The 20,865-nt window shown below is 45.1% G+C and carries 19 protein-coding genes; 13 read left to right on the top strand and 6 right to left on the bottom strand.

Features of this window, described 5'->3' with window-relative positions; translation table 11 throughout:
* Positions 1-53: 53 nt before the first annotated feature.
* The 9 genes from JC606_RS13835 to JC606_RS13795 are packed head-to-tail and all read left to right on the top strand — an operon-like array spanning position 54 to position 8,265.
* A complete protein-coding gene (locus JC606_RS13835) occupies positions 54-557 on the top strand; it encodes an acyl-CoA thioesterase (protein WP_198778786.1) in 504 nt (167 codons plus the stop codon).
* On the top strand, positions 544-1,224 hold the full coding sequence (locus JC606_RS13830) for a LolA family protein (RefSeq protein ID WP_137408633.1): 681 nt from the start codon (positions 544-546) through the stop codon (positions 1,222-1,224). The genes JC606_RS13835 and JC606_RS13830 overlap by 14 nt, the downstream gene beginning before the upstream one ends.
* Positions 1,196-3,568 (top strand): MMPL family transporter, encoded by a 2,373-nt coding sequence (locus JC606_RS13825; RefSeq protein WP_137408634.1) that lies wholly within the window; start codon positions 1,196-1,198, stop codon positions 3,566-3,568. Before JC606_RS13830 ends, JC606_RS13825 begins: the two co-directional genes overlap by 29 nt.
* Entirely contained in the window at positions 3,565-4,188 is a 624-nt protein-coding gene (locus JC606_RS13820) for a DUF3261 domain-containing protein (RefSeq protein ID WP_137408635.1), read from the top strand. Before JC606_RS13825 ends, JC606_RS13820 begins: the two co-directional genes overlap by 4 nt.
* A 5-nt stretch (positions 4,189-4,193) precedes the next feature.
* Positions 4,194-5,393: a beta-ketoacyl-[acyl-carrier-protein] synthase family protein gene (locus JC606_RS13815; protein WP_137408636.1), complete on the top strand. Its 1,200-nt coding sequence runs from the start codon at positions 4,194-4,196 to the stop codon at positions 5,391-5,393.
* Positions 5,386-5,850, top strand: coding sequence for a hotdog family protein (locus JC606_RS13810; RefSeq protein ID WP_004739763.1), 465 nt, complete (start codon positions 5,386-5,388; stop codon positions 5,848-5,850). Before JC606_RS13815 ends, JC606_RS13810 begins: the two co-directional genes overlap by 8 nt.
* Positions 5,847-6,572, top strand: a complete 726-nt coding sequence (locus JC606_RS13805) for a 3-ketoacyl-ACP reductase FabG2 (RefSeq protein ID WP_019824153.1) — start codon at positions 5,847-5,849, stop codon at positions 6,570-6,572. Before JC606_RS13810 ends, JC606_RS13805 begins: the two co-directional genes overlap by 4 nt.
* Positions 6,569-7,792, top strand: a complete 1,224-nt coding sequence (locus JC606_RS13800; RefSeq protein WP_102424522.1) for a beta-ketoacyl-ACP synthase — start codon at positions 6,569-6,571, stop codon at positions 7,790-7,792. Before JC606_RS13805 ends, JC606_RS13800 begins: the two co-directional genes overlap by 4 nt.
* 8 nt (positions 7,793-7,800) lie before the next feature.
* Positions 7,801-8,265 carry an Sbal_3080 family lipoprotein gene (locus JC606_RS13795; RefSeq protein WP_137408637.1) on the top strand — a complete coding sequence of 155 codons (465 nt, stop codon included), beginning with the start codon at positions 7,801-7,803 and terminating at the stop codon, positions 8,263-8,265.
* A gap of 131 nt (positions 8,266-8,396) precedes the next feature.
* Here the strand turns inward: JC606_RS13795 and gltX are convergent, their stop codons facing one another.
* Positions 8,397-9,824 (bottom strand): glutamate--tRNA ligase, encoded by a 1,428-nt coding sequence (gene gltX, locus JC606_RS13790; protein WP_008218185.1) that lies wholly within the window; start codon positions 9,822-9,824, stop codon positions 8,397-8,399.
* Positions 9,825-10,124: 300 nt separating this feature from the next.
* On the opposite strand from gltX, the gene JC606_RS13785 reads away from it, so the two are divergent.
* Positions 10,125-12,938, top strand: coding sequence for a heavy metal translocating P-type ATPase (locus tag JC606_RS13785; RefSeq protein WP_198778785.1), 2,814 nt, complete (start codon positions 10,125-10,127; stop codon positions 12,936-12,938).
* The gene (locus JC606_RS13780) at positions 12,928-13,368 is read left to right on the top strand and encodes a DUF411 domain-containing protein (protein WP_137408639.1); all 441 of its coding nucleotides are present in this window, start codon (positions 12,928-12,930) and stop codon (positions 13,366-13,368) included. The genes JC606_RS13785 and JC606_RS13780 overlap by 11 nt, the downstream gene beginning before the upstream one ends.
* 242 nt (positions 13,369-13,610) lie before the next feature.
* On the opposite strand, the gene JC606_RS13775 is transcribed toward JC606_RS13780, so the two are convergent.
* Together JC606_RS13775 and JC606_RS13770 are read right to left on the bottom strand one after the other, a co-directional pair.
* Positions 13,611-14,267 (bottom strand): oligogalacturonate-specific porin KdgM family protein, encoded by a 657-nt coding sequence (locus JC606_RS13775; protein ID WP_019824160.1) that lies wholly within the window; start codon positions 14,265-14,267, stop codon positions 13,611-13,613.
* Between the two features lie 531 nt (positions 14,268-14,798).
* Positions 14,799-17,450: a beta-N-acetylhexosaminidase gene (locus JC606_RS13770; protein ID WP_198778784.1), complete on the bottom strand. Its 2,652-nt coding sequence runs from the start codon at positions 17,448-17,450 to the stop codon at positions 14,799-14,801.
* Between the two features lie 403 nt (positions 17,451-17,853).
* Between JC606_RS13770 and JC606_RS13765 the strand changes: the two genes are divergently transcribed.
* Positions 17,854-18,732 (top strand): TraB/GumN family protein, encoded by an 879-nt coding sequence (locus JC606_RS13765; RefSeq protein WP_061034134.1) that lies wholly within the window; start codon positions 17,854-17,856, stop codon positions 18,730-18,732.
* A gap of 122 nt (positions 18,733-18,854) precedes the next feature.
* Positions 18,855-19,277, top strand: a complete 423-nt coding sequence (locus JC606_RS13760) for a hypothetical protein (RefSeq protein WP_137408642.1) — start codon at positions 18,855-18,857, stop codon at positions 19,275-19,277.
* 82 nt (positions 19,278-19,359) lie between these two features.
* On the opposite strand, the gene JC606_RS13755 is transcribed toward JC606_RS13760, so the two are convergent.
* Genes JC606_RS13755 through JC606_RS13745 form a run of 3 tightly spaced genes read right to left on the bottom strand, consistent with a single transcriptional unit; the run spans position 19,360 to position 20,807 of the window.
* A complete protein-coding gene (locus tag JC606_RS13755) occupies positions 19,360-20,196 on the bottom strand; it encodes a CsgG/HfaB family protein (RefSeq protein ID WP_198778783.1) in 837 nt (278 codons plus the stop codon).
* Positions 20,197-20,212: 16 nt separating this feature from the next.
* Positions 20,213-20,623 (bottom strand): curli assembly protein CsgF, encoded by a 411-nt coding sequence (locus JC606_RS13750; protein ID WP_004739781.1) that lies wholly within the window; start codon positions 20,621-20,623, stop codon positions 20,213-20,215.
* A gap of 10 nt (positions 20,624-20,633) precedes the next feature.
* Positions 20,634-20,807: a curli production assembly/transport protein CsgE gene (locus JC606_RS13745; RefSeq protein ID WP_261900871.1), complete on the bottom strand. Its 174-nt coding sequence runs from the start codon at positions 20,805-20,807 to the stop codon at positions 20,634-20,636.
* Positions 20,808-20,865: the final 58 nt, after the last annotated feature.

Here is a 20,865-nt window from a genome sequence, read left to right as displayed (position 1 = left end):
TTATGACCTTATAAAGTAGCCAACCCTTTACGCAATATTGTTGAGAGCGATTTATGTCTGAAATCCTTCATCCATTACAATCTGAGGTGACACTTGTCACCTCATTCCAAGATGCCGACCCAATGGGCGTGATCTATCACGGCAACTACTTCCGATTTTTCGAAGAAGTACGACGCATCATGATGGACAAGATTGAGTACAACTACCATGAGATGAAGGATTCAGGCTACATGTGGCCTATCATCGATACCCGCGTAAAATACATTAAGGCGATACCGTTTAATCACAAAATTAAAGTAACGGCGAAGCTCACCGAGTGGGAAAACCGCCTGCGCGTCGATTATGAAATTCATGATGCCCTAACCGGTGCTCGCATGACTCGAGCACACACTATGCAGGTTGCGGTAACCATTGAAGAGCAAGAAATGTGCTTTGCTTCACCGAAAGTGTTTACTGAAAAAGTAGAACACTGGCACCAGTTTGGCTGCTTACCTCTCACAGCTGAACAGCAACCTCAGGCCTCTAGCCCACCGCAGGTGAATCATGAATCTGTTTAAACGCAGCCGCAAACACATCAATATTGTGCTACTTGGGCTTACAGCGATAATGACGAGTGGCCTTGTAAGCGCTGAAGAGAGCGCTGCTGCTGTCGGTTCTATCTCAGAGCTGCAGACGGTACTCAGCGAAAATAGCATTGTTCGTGGCGAGTTCACTCAAACGCGCAATATGGAGATGTTCGCCCAACCTCTGACGTCGCAAGGTACATTCCTATTAGACAAATCAAATGGCCTACTCTGGACACAAACCACACCGTTTCCGGTGAACTTAGTGCTCACCGACAACAAGTTGAGCCAAAGGTTTGCCGACCAGCCCGCAAAGATCATCACTGATAAAGAAAACCCAATGGCGTTTTATTTCAGCCATATTTTCCTATCTGTGTTCCACGGTGATACACAAAAACTTCAAGACCAATTCTCACTGTCATTCCAGCCTGCAACTGCGCAAAGCTCAGACCAAAACACAGGATCTTGGACACTGACTCTTAAGCCCAAAAGCGCACCAATGAATGCAATATTTGAGGCTATCAGACTGCAAGGTAACAGTGATATTGAGCGTATTGAGTTAAAGGAGATTCGCGGAGATAGCACGGTGATCGAATTTAGCCAGCTAAGCCATCAACCGGAAGTATTGTCAGATGCCGAAGCGCAACAATTTCAACTCTAAGCTCGCCCTTGTCTGGCTAGTAATTGCGGCGCTTTTTAGCGGACTGTTGATTAAACAGTTCGCTTTTTCTTCTTCAGTGCCGATCGAAAGCAACATAATGAAATTGCTGCCTGAAAATCAACAAGATCCTATGGTTGAACAAGCTTTCCAGCAGATTTCCAACTCTATGAGTGAGCAAGTGGTGTTTATCTTGAGTGGAGCAGACATCAAGAACACTATTGCGGCAACTAAAGCCTTTGAAAAAGCACTCAATCATGGCACGTTTTCTGGTGGCTCAGTACTCTTCAAGCATGTACAAGGTAAAATCAACTCAAGTACGCAAAGCCAATGGAGTGACTTCTACTTCCGTCATCGAGCTCAGCTACTAACAGAGCAACAAAAAAAGACTCTGACGCACGCACCTGAGTCACGAGCTCAGTATGTGATTCAATCCTTGTACAACCCTTTTTCAGGCGTAACAGCGACCGAGCTAACCTTAGACCCATTCCTGTTATTTCGAGACTATATAAGCGAGGTTGGCACCCGCTCGAGTAACTTTGGACTTAAAGATGGCTATCTCACCGCTCAATCTCAAGAGCAATCACATATCCTCGTTACCGCAACGCTGGCGGGCTCTCCTTATAGCCTGACGATTCAAGAACAACTACCCGCGCTAGATACTTTAGAGCGAGACATTGAGAAGCAATTTGACGTTAAAGTTCAGCACACTGGCGTGGTTTTCTACGCAAATTACGGCACCCAAAGTGCGAAATCTGAAATCAGCACTATTGGTTTAGGGTCATTAGCGGGCGTAATTTTATTGGTGTGGTTAACGTTTCGTAGCGCACTCCCACTTGCCTTGTCTTTACTCTCAATTAGCACGGGGTTATTGGTCGCATTGGCGAGCACCGTCGCTATCTTTGGCAAGGTCCACCTATTCAGCTTGGTGTTTGGCGCGAGCTTGATTGGCGTATCCATCGATTACTCGTTTCATTACCTTACTGACCGTTTGGCCGCAGGAAGCCAATGGCAGAGTGACAAAGGGCTAAAGCACATCTTAGTTGCCATCACCCTAGGTTTAATCACTAGCTTAATCGGATACTTAGGGCTGCTGGTTGCGCCTTTCCCTGGTCTACAACAACTTGCACTATTCTCGTCCATCGGACTTATCGCCGCCTACGCAAGCGTGGTGTGTTGGTACCCCGTGTTGGCCTCTAAACCGAGCCAAGAACGAGCGCTTCCTTTGGCTGGCCTTTGGCACACATGGTTAAACTTGTGGAGCCATCCTAGGTTTAGAATCGGCTTGCCATTGATAGTGACCGTCTTAAGTTTGGCGTCAATCACTCAGGTTCGCTACGACGACGATATCAGGCAGCTTCAAGCAATGCCTGACGAGCTAAAACAACAAGAGCAAGCTATCTCTGAGATATCTGGTTTAGGTAGTGCTCAGAACATGCTGCTAGTTACTGCCGAAAGCAACCAAGCGCTGCTCAATAAGTTAGCATTGATCAGTTCTAATCTTGATAACTTAGTCGCTCAGCAAGCTATCTCAGGCTATCGCAGCGTCAATCAACACCTGCCAAGTGAGCAAGAACAACACCATAACTATCAGCTGGTTAAGCAGCTTTATGATAGTCAAAGCGCCACACTACAAACTACGCTTGGCTGGCCGAGCTTCCCAGAGCTTCCTAAATACAGTCCGATCACGCTCGATGAGTTTCTACCGTCGCCTGTATCAGAACCTATTCGCCCGCTTTGGTTAAAACCAATCAATAACCAAGCAGCGTCAGTTATCATGATCAAAGACGTCACTAACACTGAGCTGTTCTCACAATGGTTAGAGTCCGACTTTGCTCAGCAGCAAGGTGTGAAATACCTCAATAAAGCAGATGAAATCTCCTCTCTTTTTGCTGAGTACCGCGTCAAAATTACCGAGCTGTTATTGATTGCCTTCGCTGCTATTGGCATGGTGCTAGGTTGGCGATATGGCGTGAAACAAAGCCTATTAATGCTTCTACCATCTCTAATTGCAGGTGTCGCGGGGTTAGCGGTGACTGGCGTTTTAGGCTCAACATTAAACCTATTTAATCTGCTTGGTTTGATTCTGATTTTAGGGATCGGTATCGACTACACCCTGTTCTTTGCGGAGCAGAAGAAGTCGCTGAGCACCCTATTAGCAATCACTTTATCTGGCCTCACGACACTGCTGTCATTCGGCTTACTGTCACTGAGTCAGACTCATGCCATTCATAGCTTCGGGATTACCGTGTTAACCGGAATTTTTGTGGCGTGGCTGCTTTCCCCGCTCGCCATCAACAATGAGCAAGCCACAGAAAAGAACAAACCTCGTGAGGCATTTAGATGAACAAGACAATCAAGATAGCGCTCGCTGTCGTATTTAGCTTCCTACTCAATGCCTGTTCACTGGTTTCTCAACAACCGACAGGTGCGAGCGTCACTATCAATCAAGACAGAGAACTCGCCTTGCCCCTACCCGAAGAACTTGGGTACTCATTAACAGCAAGTCAGTTGATTAGCGCAAGCTGGCAAGAAGATACCCAGCAGTTACCAGTTCAAGTTGAAGTTACACCCGATAAGGTCGTTTTAGCCGGCTTTTCTTCTTGGGGTACACGCATATTATCGCTGCAGTATCAAAACCAAGCCATTGAAACACAAGTGCTATCTGGCCTCGGTGCTACCCTACCGCAGCCCGAACAGGTACTGTTTAATTTGATGCTCACCTTGTGGCCTGCAGAAGCATGGGCCCAACCACTACAAGGTATAGGCTGGCATTTAGTCGATACAGATAACAGCCGCACTGTGTTTGATGACGACAAGAAGGCAATCATCCGAATTGATTACCAAGCCAAACCGAATACACACAAAACGGCAGGCAACATTGTTTTTAAACATTTGACCCAAGGCTACACCATTACTATACAAACGTTGAATTCAACGATTGTCGATACCCCAAGTAAGAGCTAAACACTATGCCTATTTATATCCAAGACTGTGGTTTCCACTCAGCGCTAGGCTCCAGTATTACTGACATTCATGGGTGCTTAAAAGGCGAACGTGAACCGAACATGATTGAAGTCAGTGATATGCTGAACGACGGCAAACACACTGTCGTTGGCAAAATCGCAGGTGCGCTACCAGAGGTTCCGTCCACTCTCGTGAAGTATGCCACTCGCAACAACCAACTGGCGTTATCAGCTCTCAACCAAATCAAAGATTCTATTGAACTTGCCAAGGCACAATTTGGCGCAGACCGCATTGCTGTTGTTATAGGCACCAGTACCTCTGGTATCTCCGATGGTGAAGCGGCCTTCAAACAAAAACTGACAAACGGTGAGTTTCCAGAAGATTACCATTACTCAAAACAAGAGCTTGGGGACACTTCTGAGTTCGTTAGCCAATACTGCGCGTTGACGGGGCCAAACTACGTCATCTCTACGGCTTGCTCATCCAGCGGCCGCGTGTTTCTGACCGCCCAGCGCTTGTTAGGTTCAGGCATGGCTGATGCCGTATTAGTAGGTGGTGTGGATACCTTATGTAAGCTGACACTCAATGGTTTCCATGGTCTTGAAGCCCTTTCAACTAAACATTGTAAGCCATTTAGCGCATCTCGAGATGGCATCAATATTGGTGAAGCAGCCGCATTTATGTTGCTCAGTAAAACCAAGATCAAGCGTGTTCATTCTACTCAAAACACACCTCAAATTGCCTTATTAGGCTGTGGTGATAGCTCTGATGCACACCACATTTCAGCGCCTCATCCTGAAGGAAATGGAGCTGAACAAGCGATGAAAAAAGCTTTATATTCTGCACAGTTAACCGCAGAAGACATCGGTTACATCAATGCGCATGGTACAGCAACGCCACTCAATGACTCGATGGAAAGCAAAGCCATCCATCGTATTTTTGCAAACAAGGTTCCCGTAAGTTCTACCAAGCCGTTGACCGGGCATACTCTAGGCGCAGCAAGTGCGATTGAGGCTGCAATTGCTTGGCATATTTTGAAATATGACTTACCGCTTCCCTTACAAAAATGTCAGGATAAAGCTGAAGATATTGAGGTTGATTTGGTAAACTGTTCCCAGAAACTTAAAGTAAAGAATATCTTAAGCAACTCGTTTGCTTTTGGTGGTAACAACATTAGCCTGATTTTTGGTGTAGTAAATGACTGATATCCCTTCTGTAGACCAACTTCTCCCTCACGATGATCCGATGATATTAATCGATCGTGCTATCAGCGTAGAGGCGTTGTCGATCCACTGTCAGGTCGATATTGGTGACCATAATCTGTTCTTTAATGCCGAATCTCAAACGGTCCCAGCTTATGTTGGCATCGAGTTTATGGCGCAGTCTGTAGCGGCGTGGTCTGGATATCACGCGCTGAAAAACGGCACCACTCCCCCTATTGGTTTCCTGCTTGGCTCTCGTCGCTATAAATCACTGTGTGATGAGTTTACTCAAGGTCAGACCCTTGATATCTATGCCGAGCAGCTTATGGAAGACAGTGGTATGGCCGTATTTACCGCAAGAGTCGAAGACCAAGGCGAGTTGGTAGCTCAATGCCAACTCAATGTTTACGTACCAACCGAACAAAAATTACAAGAAATGAAAACTAGGAGCCCATCATGACCCGTCAGGTTTTAGTCACTGGTGCCAGCAAAGGCATTGGTAAAGCGATCGCTATTCAACTCGCGAAAGACGGATTTGAAATCGCCGTTCATTACATGGGTGACAAACAAGGCGCTGAGGAGACTCTACAATCGATCACCGAGCAAGGTGGCGCTGGACGTCTTATCCAATTTGATATCAGCAACCGCAGCGAATGTCGTGAAAAGCTAGAGTCTGATATTGCTGAACATGGCGCTTACTACGGCGTAGTAAACAATGCAGGCATTACTCGCGACACTGCATTCCCAGCGATGACAGAAGAAGAGTGGGACGGCGTGATCCATACCAACCTAGACAGCTTCTACAACGTACTTCACCCTTGTGTCATGCCTATGGTGCAAAAGCGTAAAGGTGGCCGTATCGTCACGCTAGCGTCTGTATCAGGCATTATGGGTAACCGTGGTCAAACGAACTATGCAGCGGCAAAAGCGGGTGTGATTGGCGCGACTAAATCTCTTGCTCTAGAACTCGCAAAACGCAAGATCACGGTAAACTGTGTCGCTCCTGGCTTAATTGACACAGGTATGGTTGACGAGCACGTGAAAGATCATGCACTTCCTCAAGTACCACTGCGCCGTATGGGTGAGCCGGAAGAAGTGGCTGGTCTAGTCAGCTACCTAATGTCTGATATTGCAGGCTACGTAACTCGCCAAGTGATTTCAGTAAATGGAGGCTTAGTATGACCCGCCGCGTTGTTGTAACTGGCATGTCTGGTGTTACTGCTTTTGGTAACGACTGGCTACAGATAGAGCCAAAGCTAAAAGCCTGTGAAAATGCGACTCAATATATGCCAAGCTTCGAGCAATATGACGGTCTCAACACTAAGCTTGCAGCGCCTATTGATGACTTCCAACTGCCTAAACACTATAAGCGTAAACAAGTACGTGGCATGGGGCGTGTATCACGCCTAGCAACGGTTGCTACTGAGAATGCATTGGAGCAAGCCGGCTTAATTGGTCACGATGTATTGACCAATGGTGAAACGGGTATCGCTTACGGCTCTTCAACCGGCAGTACTGATGCGGTTGGTGCGTTTGGTGTGATGCTGAATGAGAAGTCGACACGAGCAATCACAGCAACCACTTACGTTCAAATGATGCCGCACACAGCAGCGGTAAACGTAGGCCTGTTCTTTGGTCTGCGTGGTCGCGTGATTCCCACCAGCAGCGCATGTACTTCAGGAAGCCAAGCCATTGGCTACGCCTATGAAGCGATCAAGCATGGTTACCAAACCGTCATGGTCGCCGGTGGTGGTGAAGAGCTATGCCCAACTGAGTCTGCCGTTTTCGATACCCTTTTCGCTACCAGTTTAAAAAACGACACACCCAAGAAATCCCCTAGCCCATACGACAGCGAGCGTGATGGCTTAGTGATTGGTGAAGGAGCAGGTACTCTGATACTTGAAGAGTACGAACATGCGGTTGCTCGCGGCGCAAAAATTTATGCCGAAATCATTGGTTTCGCTAGCAACTGCGATGCCGCCCACGTGACCCAACCTCAAATGGAAACCATGCAAATCTGTATGGAAAAAGCATTGAGAGACGCACAACTTCCAGCTGAAAAGATTGGCTATGTCTCGGCGCATGGCACTGCAACTGAAAAAGGTGACATCGCCGAAAGTAACGCGACAGCGAATATCTTTGGCGAAGTGCCTATTAGTTCTCTTAAGAGTTACTTTGGCCATACGCTTGGCGCATGTGGTGCGATTGAAGCGTGGCTCAGCCTTGAGATGATGCACAGCGGTTGGTTCAGCCCAACCCTAAACCTAGAGAATGTCGATGAACAATGCGGCAAGCTCGATTACATCACGGGCTCGGGTCGCGAATTGGATGTTGAATATCTGATGAGCAACAACTTTGCCTTTGGCGGCATCAACACTTCAATCATCTTCAAGAAAATCTAGGATACGTAATGAAAAACTGGTTAGCCGTTGCTGCTGTCACTTTACTCGCAGGTTGTAGTGCTCCTAAATATTCAGGAAACGCACTGCCAGAAGCGAACAGCATTAAAAACATCACCATCGTAGAAGACACCAAGACGCGCACTGTGTTTCTTGATTCGATGCTCGATTGGTGTTTGAACAATCAAGTTAAATGTAAGGTTGTCGCAGACGGCTCTGAACACAAGCCTGAAGAAGTCACGCTAGATTACGTATCTCGTTGGAGCTGGGATTTGAGAACCTTTGTGGCAGACGCAAAGATCTCAGCTTATCAAGATCAACAGCGCGTTGGTAACGTAGAGTTTAAGGCGCCGAATAGCGGCAACTTTTCGAAGTTTGGTGACGATATGGAACGTATCAAAGCGATGATGGATATATTGTTCGATAAGAAATCAGCCGCGCAAGCAACCCAAATGATTGCCGACGACCAGCTATAGCGAAGCTATTTAAACAATAAAACGAGTTGTTTAGACAATAAACGAAGTCGTTTAGACAATAAATTTTGAGACAAATAAAAAGGGTCAGTAACCAAGTTACTGACCCTTTTTTGAATCTAACAACTGCTCAATTAAGCGTTAGCTTCACGCTCTGCGATGAACTCAAGAGCCATCTTGATGCGAGCGATTACGCGCTCTTTACCAACAAGCTCCATAACTGCATCAACAGAAGGAGACTGACCGCCACCTGTTACTGCTACGCGAAGTGGCATACCGATTTTACCCATGCCGATCTCTAACTCTTCACATACTGCAGCAATCACACCATCTTTGATGTTTGCTGTCGTGAACTCTTCAAGAGCTTCAACCTTAGCAAGAGCAAGCTCTAGTGGACCTTTAGCTACACCACGTAGGTGCTTCTTCGCTGCGCCCGCTTCAAACTCAGAGAAATCTTCGTAGAAGTAACGAGACTGCTCAGCAAGTTCGATAAGCGTGTTACAACGCTCGCCAACTAGCTTGATCACTTCAGTGATAGCAGGGCCGTTTGTTGTATCGATCTTCTGCGCGTCTAGGTGCCATTGCAGGTATTTTGCAACGTACTCAGGCTCAGAAGTTTTGATGTAGTGGTTGTTCAACCAAAGTAGCTTTTCAGTATTGAATGCAGATGCAGACTTGCTGATTGCGTTCAGGCTGAAGAACTCAATCATCTCTTCTTGAGAGAAGATCTCTTGGTCACCGTGAGACCAACCTAAACGTACTAGGTAGTTGTTTAGTGCGTTAGGTAGGTAACCTTCGTCGCGGTATTGCATTACTGATACAGCACCGTGACGCTTAGACAGTTTCGCACCGTCATCACCTAGGATCATTGCACAGTGAGCGAAAGTTGGAACTGGCGCGCCTAGTGCTTCGTAGATGTTGATTTGACGAGGTGTGTTGTTGATGTGGTCTTCACCACGAACAACGTGTGTAATACCCATGTCCCAGTCATCCACTACAACTACGAAGTTGTAAGTGGGAGCACCGTCTGTACGACGAATGATTAGGTCATCAAGTTGGCTGTTAGAAATTTCGATGCGACCACGGATTTGGTCATCAAATACTACACTGCCTTCTTTAGGGTTGCGGAAACGGATAACGCACGCATCGCCTTCTTGTGCTGCTTCGTTAGCGGCAATAATTTTAGGGTGGTTCGCATCGTAACGAGCCATCTCTTTGTTTGCTTCTTGCTCTGCACGAATTTCATCAAGCAGTTCTTTAGACGCGTAGCATTTGTATGCTTTGTCTTCAGCTAGAAGCTTATCAACCATTTCGTTGTAACGGTCAAAACGCTTAGATTGGTAGTAAGGACCTTCGTCCCATTCCATACCCATCCATTGCATGCCTTCTAGAATTGCATCAACCGCTTCTTGAGAGTTACGCTCAAGGTCTGTGTCTTCGATACGTAGAACGAATTCACCGCCTTGGTTTTTAGCGAATAGCCAAGAGTAAAGTGCAGTACGTGCACCACCAACGTGAAGATAGCCAGTTGGGCTAGGAGCAAAACGAGTTTTAACCGTCATTTAAATACCTTGATTATGTAGGTGATTCTTTTAGTGGAGCCTATTACAAGGCCTGCAATAGTCAAACATCACTAAATTTTGGGCACTATTTTATCACCACCGCTTAAATCTACAATCAGTAGTGAATGATTAATGCGCTGTTGTTGTACGAAAGCCGTTATTGAAAGGCCAATTACGCCCTTAAAGTTCTAAATAGATAGTCTTAGCCAGTAGATTATAGCCGCACATTCTTAATTTCCCTCTTCCATTCCAAACTGAAACCACCAGCTAGCACTCCACCAAGATCAAATTCTTGAATTTATGTTTGACCTTACCCTTACGGGAAGGTTTATGTTAGGCGTAGATGAGAATTGGAGTATCGATATGAACCACTACACAACGGCGCTCAACGGCCTAAATTGCATGGGTTGCGCGAAGAAAGTTCGCACACTGTTTAGCGATCTCGACAGCACGATGATTAATGACATATCGCCGACCTACATCGATATTTCGACTCCATTTGGTTACATTCAGCTCAACGAACAGTTAGCAACGCTTGGCTATTCTATGGGTAATCAGCTGCACCTTTCGCTATCCGGTCTGAGCTGCGGCAAGTGTGTGAGCAAACTGACTAAAACGCTTGAACAAACTGAGCAAGCCTCAAACCTAGAAGTCAGCAAACAGGAATTATCACTGGTTACTCTGCTTTCTGAATCTGAGGTTATTGAGCTGGTCGAAAGTGTCGGTTATCACGCCGCTCCCTATTCTGAATCTAATGACCAGTCATCACGTTCAGATTTAGAAGAAGATAAAAAACCAGCCTCCACAGTTACAACGCCAACTGAACCCGTTGCAAGTCAATATACTTATCATCTTGTTCTTGAGGGGATGACCTGCGCGAGTTGCGTTTCTTCAGTCGAAAAAGCACTGAAAAACAACAAATTCGTCGATCAAGCTCAGATCAACCTTGCCGAGCAAACAGCCTTGGTTTTCACATCTCAGACACGCGACCTGATAGAAAACAAGCTCATCCAATCGGTGAAAGCCGCAGGGTATGGCGCCGAGTTTGTTGATGATGCGGCAACACAACAACAAAAACAGCAAGAGCAACAACTTCGCACTCAACAGGCCTTCCTGAAAAACTCAGTGAGTGCGCTACTGCTTGGCGGACCATTAATGGCATGGGGCGTCTTTGGTGGCAGCATGACCATCGCAACACAAAATGATCAACTGGCTTGGGGATTCATTGGTGTAATCTGCCTAGTGCTACTAGCCACCTCTGGGCGGAACTTCTTCACTAACGCGTGGCAATCCTTGATGCATAAACGCGCGACCATGGACACGCTAGTAGCTTTGGGTACAGGCGCAGCATGGTTCTACTCAATGTTGGTTGTGCTCATTCCATCATGGTTCCCCGAAGCCTCTCACCATGTCTATTTTGAGGCAAGCGCGATGATCATTGGCCTTATTTCTTTAGGTCACTATATCGAAGCCAAAGCCAAAGCTCGCACTACAAAATCGCTACAGGCACTGATTAATTTACAGCCTCAAAAAGCGATGGTTATCGTCGATGGCAAAGAGCAGCTTATTGCTGTAGAGGCTATCCAAGTGGGTATGCAGATACGCGTCAAACCGGGTGAGAAAGTGCCGGTTGATGGTGTTGTGGTATCAGGTGAGTCTTACATCGATGAATCCATGCTAACTGGTGAGCCGCTTCCCAACGTAAAGTCAGTTAATGATAGTGTCTCTGCAGGTACCATTAATGGTGATGGCAGCTTAATTATTGAAGCGACAGGAATTGGCTCGAGCACTATGTTGGCTCGCATCATCCAGATGGTTCGCCAAGCACAAAGCAGTAAACCTGAAATTGCCAAGCTTGCAGACTCTATCTCTGCTATTTTCGTTCCTGCTGTCGTCGCGATCGCAGCCGTTGCCGCCCTAGTTTGGTTCTTTATTGGTCCGCAACCAAGTGCAAGCTACATGCTTGTCGTATCAACGACTGTGCTGATCATCGCTTGTCCGTGTGCTCTAGGCCTTGCCACTCCGCTTTCTATTACTGTCGGTGTCGGAAAAGCTGCTGAGTTTGGCGTTCTGATCAAAGATGCCGATGTGTTGCAGTCAGCGAGCAAAATCGATGCTGTGGTATTTGATAAGACGGGTACCCTAACCCAAGGTAAACCAAGCGTGCAGCAAGCGTTTTACCACAACCTATCAGAACAAGAACTGCTGACTTACGCCTATTCGGTTGAAGTTGGTTCAGAACACCCGCTTGCCAAAGCCGTTTGCCAGTATGCCGAAAACTTAGAAGTTTCAGCACTCTCACACAGCGACTTTGAAAACCGCCGAGGCCTTGGCGTACAAGCCAATATCAACGGAAAACACGTTCAAGTCGGCTCTCTGAAATACCTAACCCAACTCGGTATTGATACTCAAATAGGTAATGACTTTATTGAGCTTTGCCGCGCACAAGCATGGACGCCAATCTTCGTCGTCATCGACCAAAAACTGGAAGGCATATTAGGCATTTCAGACGCATTAAAAATAGATAGCAAACAAGCTATTGCTCAACTAAAATCCGCCGGAATTCACACAGTGCTACTCACTGGCGACAACGACTCGGTTGCTCAAGCGATTGGCAAAAGCGTCGGTATCGATGAGGTTATCTCTGAGGTACTTCCAGAGCAGAAGGCGCAACATATTGTTGAACTTCAACAACAATATAAGAATGTAGCAATGGTTGGAGACGGTATAAACGACGCACCAGCACTGGCTCAAGCCGATATAGGTATCGCAATGGGCAGTGGCAGTGATGTTGCGATTGAAAGTGCACAAATGACACTCCTCAACTCGTCGCCACTGTCTGTAAGCAACGCGATCGAGCTATCTCAAGCGACCGTAAGAAACATGAAGCAAAACCTGTTTGGGGCCTTCATCTACAACTCGCTTGGCATCCCTATTGCTGCCGGTGTGCTCTACCCGTTTTTTGGATTTCTGCTTAGCCCAGTAATTGCAGGAGCTGCTATGGCGATGTCGTCAATTACTGTGGTAAGCAATGCCAACAGGCTGAGATTGTTCAAGCCCACCCATTCTAATATCAATAAAAACCATATTCATGAGGTTAACCATGATTCGTAAAGTTATGACTCTTACTGCAGTCGCTGCAATTTCAGGACAGGCTTTAGCTACTGATGTTCTAAACCATAAATCTCCATACTGCGGCTGCTGCACAGAATGGACGGAGCATATGCGTGATTCCAGGTTCGATGTAACAGAGAAACTCCACGATGATATGAACCCAATCAAGCAAAAGTTAGGGGTCACCCCTGAGCTGGCATCTTGCCACACGGCAGAGATTGATGGTTATGTATTTGAAGGTCACATCCCAGCAGAAGACGTGAAAGCCTTTTTAGAAAACCCACCACGCAATGCGATTGGTTTGGCGGTTCCGGGTATGCCAATGGGCTCACCGGGTATGGAATATGGCGATAAGAAAGACGAGTACTCTGTGTACGCGTTTAATGATAAGGGTCAGGTGTTTGAGTACCGTCACTATAAAGGTAACTAGAGTACCAATTCACCTAAGGTAGAAAATTTAAAGCATAAAAATAGAGCCTAGTATCAAGCAAACCCAAGACTGTGGTTTGCTTACTAGGCTCTTTGCTTTTGGACAGTAAAGCAAATCTTGTCGCGGTACCAACCGGGCTGTTAGTACCGCTATATTCCCCTCGCTAATTAGCTAGCAAGCTATTTAACAAAGAAGTTCACTCAGCTAATAATCTAATCGACTAAGCAGCTAAGCGAATCAGCTTAGAAGCCGTAAGAAGCACCGAATACGAATGCGTTGTTAGCATTGTCAGCTTGGTTACGGTACTCAAAGTAAGGTTGAACACCTTGACGAGTCCATGTAGCACGAAGCTCGTGGTCCATTGTGTTATCAGCGTCGCTGATTACGTATACGTTGTTGTAGCTAAGCGCTAGTTCAGCATTTACTGCGTAACCGATACGGTTGTCAAAACGAGTTTGGTCATCAGCTTTGCTGTCTTCCATTGCGTGGTAACGAGTACGGTTACTAATAGAGATACCGTTATCGAAGTTGTAGCCGATCTTAACTAATGGACGATACTGAACCGTTTCGCCGTTATTTAGTAGGTGGTGGTAACCAGCTGCAACCCATAGGTTGTCATTGATGTTATACATCTGCTCAACACCTAAAGTGATGTATGGAGAGTTACCTAGGCCGCTATCTTGGATTGCGTCATTGTCGTACTTACCAAGAGAGATACCATCGAACTCTGTTAGTAGCGTTGTACCAGAGTCAAACGTGTGTCCAGCTTCTAGAGTAGACGTAGCGTTTGGTTGGAAATCAGAATGAAATTGAACGTTACCTGTAACGTAAGAAGAACCAGCAAAAGCACTAGAAGCGAAAGCAAGAGAAAGAGCACTTAGAGCGATAATTTTTTTCATAGTAAACTGCCTTAGTTTGATTTTTTCAGCGGCATATCTTCGGTATATCATTCACCTTCACCGCTTGAGTAATTGGTCGCCTCCCTGGCATGAAATCTATGTTGCTCGAATTAATTTTCGTTTCAAAATAAAAGGGGCAACAGAGTGATCCCTCTCACTATCAAAAAAAGACAAGTTATTTAACACTTTAAAATCAATAACTTAAAGGCATAAAAATTGATAAAAAACTCAAGATTGAAAAGTATACAGATCGGGATCACGTTATTTCACGAAGAAAAATTAGATTTAGATAGTTGAATCACATCTGATTTAGAGTTTTTTACAGGGGACTTATTTTTTGAAGAGAATAATGAGAAGCGCGTCACTTTTGGGATTAAAGTCACCTTATGTGCATTGTTGATGATATGAACAAAGGCGATTTCTATATGTTTCAGTTTTGGATAAACACCTAATTCGCAGTAAACAAAAAGAGCTCCCGTTTTATCTTGAATAAGATAAAACGGGAGCTCTTCTACTAATAGTGCTTATCGATTATTTAACTGAGGTCACTCGACTTACTTTCTCACCACTTTCTGAAATAGAGCGGATGTAAGTCTCACCAGAAACTGATGGACGTTGTTGCTCATCGTACGTTAGCCAGTTTTCGCCATCAGCAGAGTATTGCAGCTCTACACCTGGGAATTGAATGTTCATCGCTAGCTTACCGTCAACAACCTTCGCACCTGGAACTGGTAGTCGGTAATCAATACCTGCTTTTTCTAGCTTAGCTAGTTCACGTTGACCAAGAATATTCGCAAAGCGATTAAAGTCGCTGTTCAACGCTTGCTTATTCACTAAGTTAGTTTCTTGAGAGTATTCAACACCAACCTTGTAGTCGTTTTCCCACTCAGCTCGGTGCCATGCACGCTCTGCTGCTGCTAGTACACGAGGGAACACCATGTATTCATATTGCTCGTCAGTACGTACTGTTTCTGACCAAAGTTGAGCTGACAGACCGTAGAAAGGTTTCGCTTCAACCTCACCTTTACCTGAGAAACCATTACCATCACGGTCTAATGATGTTTCTGCGTTTTGTGGCATGTTTTCTGGTGCGAAGCCAAACATCTTACGAGTATCGGTTGCACGTGTTGCCCAGTAGTAACCGCGCTCAGCAGCATCAACTTCGTATGGCATATCCATGTATACGTAGTCTGGGTTAGAGACAATCACGTCATACCCTTTTGCTGACCAATCGTATACTGATGAAGTTCCGCCCCAGTAAAGAACGTCCCAGAAGTTCACGCGAGTGCTTTCGGTTGCAAATGCTTCTTCACCTTCGCTGTATTTCAGACCATCTTGCCATGCTTGGAAGTGTGGAATACCCTTCTCAGCAACAATCTTAGAAACCTGTTCTGCGAAGTGGCTTGGTAGATGACCGAAATCGCTTACAGTACCATCAGCTATCAATGACTGACATTGTGGTGATTGTTGGAACGGCTTATCTTGCTTAGACAAATCGATATTGCCTTTCCAAGCCACTTTATCTTCTGCATAAATATCTTGTAAGCCTGCACCTAACTTGATGTTTTTCGCCTCATCGCCACCAAAGTGCCAAGTCGTTAGCGGAACGCCCGCTTCTTGGTGCATTGCCGCCACTTCAGAGATTACTTTATCGACGAAGTGAGTTGATGACTCCATACATGGGTTAATGAAGCTTTGCTTATCGTAGAACTGAACCGTGGTTACGTTCGATGTATCTTGTGGATCCATCAAGCGGTATTCGTTCGCTTCTGCTTCTTTGCCTTCCGCCATGAGACGAGTGTAACGCGCTTCCATTGATACCACAGCTGAACGAGCGTGTGCTGGCATATCAATTTCAGGGATAACTTCGATGCTGCGCGCTTTAGCGTAGCTTAAGATCTCGACGTAATCCGCTTTACTAAAGAAACCAGAGCCAAAGTTGTCTGTTGTTGGACCAGAACCTAGCTGAGGCAGTAAGCAGCTTTGTTCATCCAAATCAAAACAACGATTAGACCCTACATCCGTTAGCTCTGGTAAACCTGGAATTTCTAAACGCCAACCTTCATCATCCGTTAGGTGAAGGTGCAGTTTATTCATCTTGTATGCCGCCATTTGATCTAGCGTTGCTAAGATAGCATCTTTTGAGTGGAAGTTTCGAGCAACATCCACCATCACACCACGATAATCAAAGCGCGGCGCATCTTTAATTGACAGTTGCGGTAATGATTCAGCGTTCTGACTATCTATTAGGCCAAAAATAGACTGAACTGCGTAGAAAGCGCCGGTTTTATCAAACGCTTTAATCGCAATCCCCTCTTCCGAGATGCTTAGTTCATAAGCGCCAGATTTCGCTAAATCACCCGTAAACTGAGTGGGAACAACAGCGACACTTACAGGAAGGTCACCACTCACATCTACGTTTACCACATCTGCACGTTCTTCAATTGCAGCGAACTGATCAGCGTCGAATGCGTCTTTTGGTAAAGCAATACCACCAGCAATACTTACTGAACCTTCAGCCGCTTCTACCGACATTGGCGTTGGCAATAGCGTTGTTGATACATCTTGCGTTGCTAGATCTGCATTCTTTTCAAAACGCGTCACCGCTGTCGCCATTACGTTATTATCATCAGGCGTACGCTTAAGGTTATTACCCTCAAGACCAGTTACGAACGATGCAACATCTTCTGTATTCAATGATGCAATCATCTTAGGTTCTGCGTTTGGCCCCGTCACGAATGCACCTGGCATAAAGTCAGTTTCAAACAGTTGCCAGTATTCACTCGTTAACGGAAGAACCACTTCTTCACCAGCCGCAAAGCCGTCAAATTTTTCAGTAGGTTCTAGCTTGTGAAGGTCACCAGTAACGCGAGTGATCTTAAATTGCTCATTATCAACATCTAAAATAAGACGAATACTGTGGAAGTAGATGCTCCAATCTTTAGAGTCAATCGCTTCACCGTCATTGGTTAGCGTCATGTTCACTTTATTACATGACGCCCATTCAGCACCTAGATCCTGACAAGCCAAGCCTTCATTCGCACCATGATTAGTTAGAATTTCGTACTGAACATCAAGATTGTCAGCCAGTGCATTCACTACTTTTTGTTCTGGTGCTTGCGTTACTGCACAACCTGTTAGGCCAGCCAATACCGCTACAGATAGTAAGTTTCTCTTCAACATCGTATTCACCCATAAATTAAAAATTGAGTAAGAAGCAAAATGGAGCGCTTCGAAAGTTAGATAAACTATATGGGCTTATTTTTTACCGTGAATTAAATCGAGCTAATAAAGTGATCGGCTTCAAATCTCAAAAATATTGATAAATTTAATTTAAATAAAATCATCAAGTTACAAGCAACGGCACTTCCGTCATTTTAATTTTGACGTAAAATTTGAGAAATGAATCACAATCTTTTTTACCGATTTCATAAAATCGTGTCATTGGTAGTCAGAAAGGATTTAGAGTTTGAGTGTATTGTTATACTTTTCTTACAAACAACGTGACATTGTTCTCAAAAAAAACCGTTAAAAAACTCCGTCAAAATCATTTTTAACGAGTTACGTCTTCCTCTAGGAGCTCTCTTTGCGCACATTCTTATACTTAACGTTACTCGCTCTTACCTTTACGACTAAGCACGCTTTAGCAGAACCTCTGTATTGGCAAGCCAAAAAAGATGACCTGACCTTAACAATTTTAGGTTCTGTACACGTTGGGGATGAAAGCATGTATCCACTTCCCACGCAGATTACCGACACATTAAAAGAGAGCGATGGCCTAATCATCGAAACGGATATCAGGAAATCCGAAGGTGTCGTATACCCGACTACAACAGTGACCACGGCTGATGTGCTCAGCGCAGAACAAAAGCAGTTACTAACAAGCATTTCAAAATCTTTGGGGATGCCGACTCAGCAACTATTGAGCTCTCCACCTTGGGCGACATCTTTATCGATACAAATGCAGCAATTAAAGAATCTCGGCTATGGCTCGGCGGGCGGTGTAGACGCAACATTAGCCTATAAGGCAACCATACAAGACGTTCCGGTGATCAGCTTAGAGCCTCTACAATTTCAAATTGACCTAATCGCAGGACAAAAAGATTCGGGTAAAGAGTGGTTGTTGACTAGCCTTGAAGAATTTGACCAAACGGACCGTGTCGTGCATTGCCTCATTGAAAGCTGGAAAGCGGGCGATGAGTCCAAACTTGAGGATTTTGCGGAATTGTCTGAAATGCCAACCGAGCTTGAGAAAGCATTCCTAACAGATCGCAACGTAGACTGGGCAAATAAACTATCATCCAATGACTGGAAACTCGATACGAAAGGACACTACTTGTTAGTCGTCGGCACCTTACACCTAATTGGCGAAGGTAATCTTTTGCAGTTGTTAGAAGATAAAGGGTTCAGTGTGACGCAACAATCAAAGAGCCAAAAAGCACAGTGTCAGTTTGAAGATCACTAGTTAATTTTGATGCCATGACTTTTTCATTATAAAAGCGTTTCCTTAATAACAGACATTTTACATTTAGCAACGCTATAGTGGTGCTATCATCTTTCGCTCTTTTTATAAATGGTGTTGTTCTAATGAAACCAGTACTTTTCGCTTTTCCTCTAGCCTTTGCCGTCCTTATGCCTACAGTAGTGTCTGCCAAAGAAACTTGTACGGTAGAACAATTTCAAGCTATCGACATTCAGCCAGATACAAAGGGGGGTGTGATAGATAAAGAAAGTGGGCAATTTCTCATAACAGAGAAGCCGCCAATGCGATGTGCGACGATAACATTCACAACATCGACAACGAGAAACCGCATCGTCAGCCAAATGAATGGAAACTTTGAAGCAAGCTTCTACGATAATCAAACTGGGAACTCTAGTTCGGCTACGTTTAATGAAGATGAAGTGAAGGCGGGTTACATTCGAATTGGTCCCAATAATCCAGCAGAAGCTTATGTTTGTTTTGTTACTTCAGAGACACCGATCAAAGACATTACTTGTGACGTCAAATAAATCAGCTGAGTAACAGATAAAAAACAGGGCTACGGGTAAGATCCATTTCCGCATAGCCCTATTTTGCTGCTTACTCGGTTATTTAAAGAATGTCAGTGCTCGCTTCCGAATAACGTGCAATGATTGGGTTTTGCATTGCATTAGGGTCACCAGGCGACCACATACCACGTTTCATTCCTTTAACGATTAAATGAATCACTGCCGCATCTATCGCAGACATTACGGCAATATTCACTGGTTCATTTTGGCTGTAGCCCATCTCAACTTCTAACAACTCTTTATAGTCAACAAAGCGAAATGAACCGAAGCCGATCTCATGAGAGGAAATGGTTTTAGTAGTAGTGACACTCAAAAGAACTTGCCCAGTTCGAACATCGACGGCTCTCAAATTCACCGTGACTTGATCCGTTCTGTACTGCCCAGAACCACCAATACCTAAATACTTAGCGCCTGCCCCTCCGGTAACAATATTTGAGTCATAAGCCACAATCCCGCCTTCGATAACAATGTTAGCGGAACTCAAAGATGACAAATCCGCACCATGATTATTCACGACTTTGTCTTTTTTCTGAGCCGCACGAATGATCTTACGTTCCGTCAACAAGTTCTGTAGCCCTTCACGTTCTAGAGGGATAAACCATTGTGAATCAATCAATGCTGTCGTGAGCAGTGATGTACCGCCCTGTGGTACAGCTGTTGAGAAGTTACTGTTTGGTTGAGGTTTGTATTGCCCCGTTTGGTCTCTAAAATCATAGACTGAGACCAATATTTTACCGCGAGGCTGAGGTAGTGAGCTGAGATCGGTGTAAGTCGATCCTCTCGGCATCAGCTTAGGTGTTTCAGAAGTCTCTGGAATTTGCATAGAGTAAGTGCATCCTCCTAACACGAAGGTTAGAAAGACGATAATAATCGATTTCATAACACAACCCTTGTGATTAGAGGTCTGGATTTAATCCCGATACGCTGATTTCAGTTGACTCACCAGTCGCTTTGTCGACGATTTGAACCAATAACGTCCCTGAGTCATCAACGATGTTGAGAAAGAAGTCTTCCGTTTCTAGTTGCCCAGTATTGCCATTACCCACGTCAGCAAGCAATTGGCTAATCAGGCGAGACTCTAAGCTGGAGGCTAAACGATCTAATGCTGATTCTTGTTCATCAAAAATATCCCTAGCACTTGGATCTTCGTAATCATTGATAGCGTTAGCGTGATTAAATAGGTGAGAACTGTTTAAAGCGTTTCCACCGAAACTGGGGTTTACGGGCGTATAAACTAATTCGCTCGCGTAAATCGAAGGGGAAGCTAACAACGCAATAAGCGCTGCCTTTCTGAAAAGTATCGACATCCTTGGCTCCTTAAAATTCATCATGGTCTAGGTCGTAAGTATCCTGAAAGAGCCTTTCCGCTTGCCATCTAATGATGTAATTCCCTACAACTCGTGTTGCATCAGCGGCTCGTTCTTTTGCTTGTCTACGACCGGGGGACAACGCTGTACTGAAGATCGGTTTTCTAGAGTGTTGAACCTCTATGATGGGCTTTGTTGCTTAATTCAGAGCGAAGACATGCCTGTCCCATGTGCTTGACTCT

Source organism: Vibrio sp. IB15 (assembly GCF_016406055.1).
GTDB lineage: Bacteria > Pseudomonadota > Gammaproteobacteria > Enterobacterales > Vibrionaceae > Vibrio > Vibrio chagasii.
Note: the sequence above shows the minus strand (reverse complement) of the source record. Positions and strands in the feature narration are given on the sequence as shown.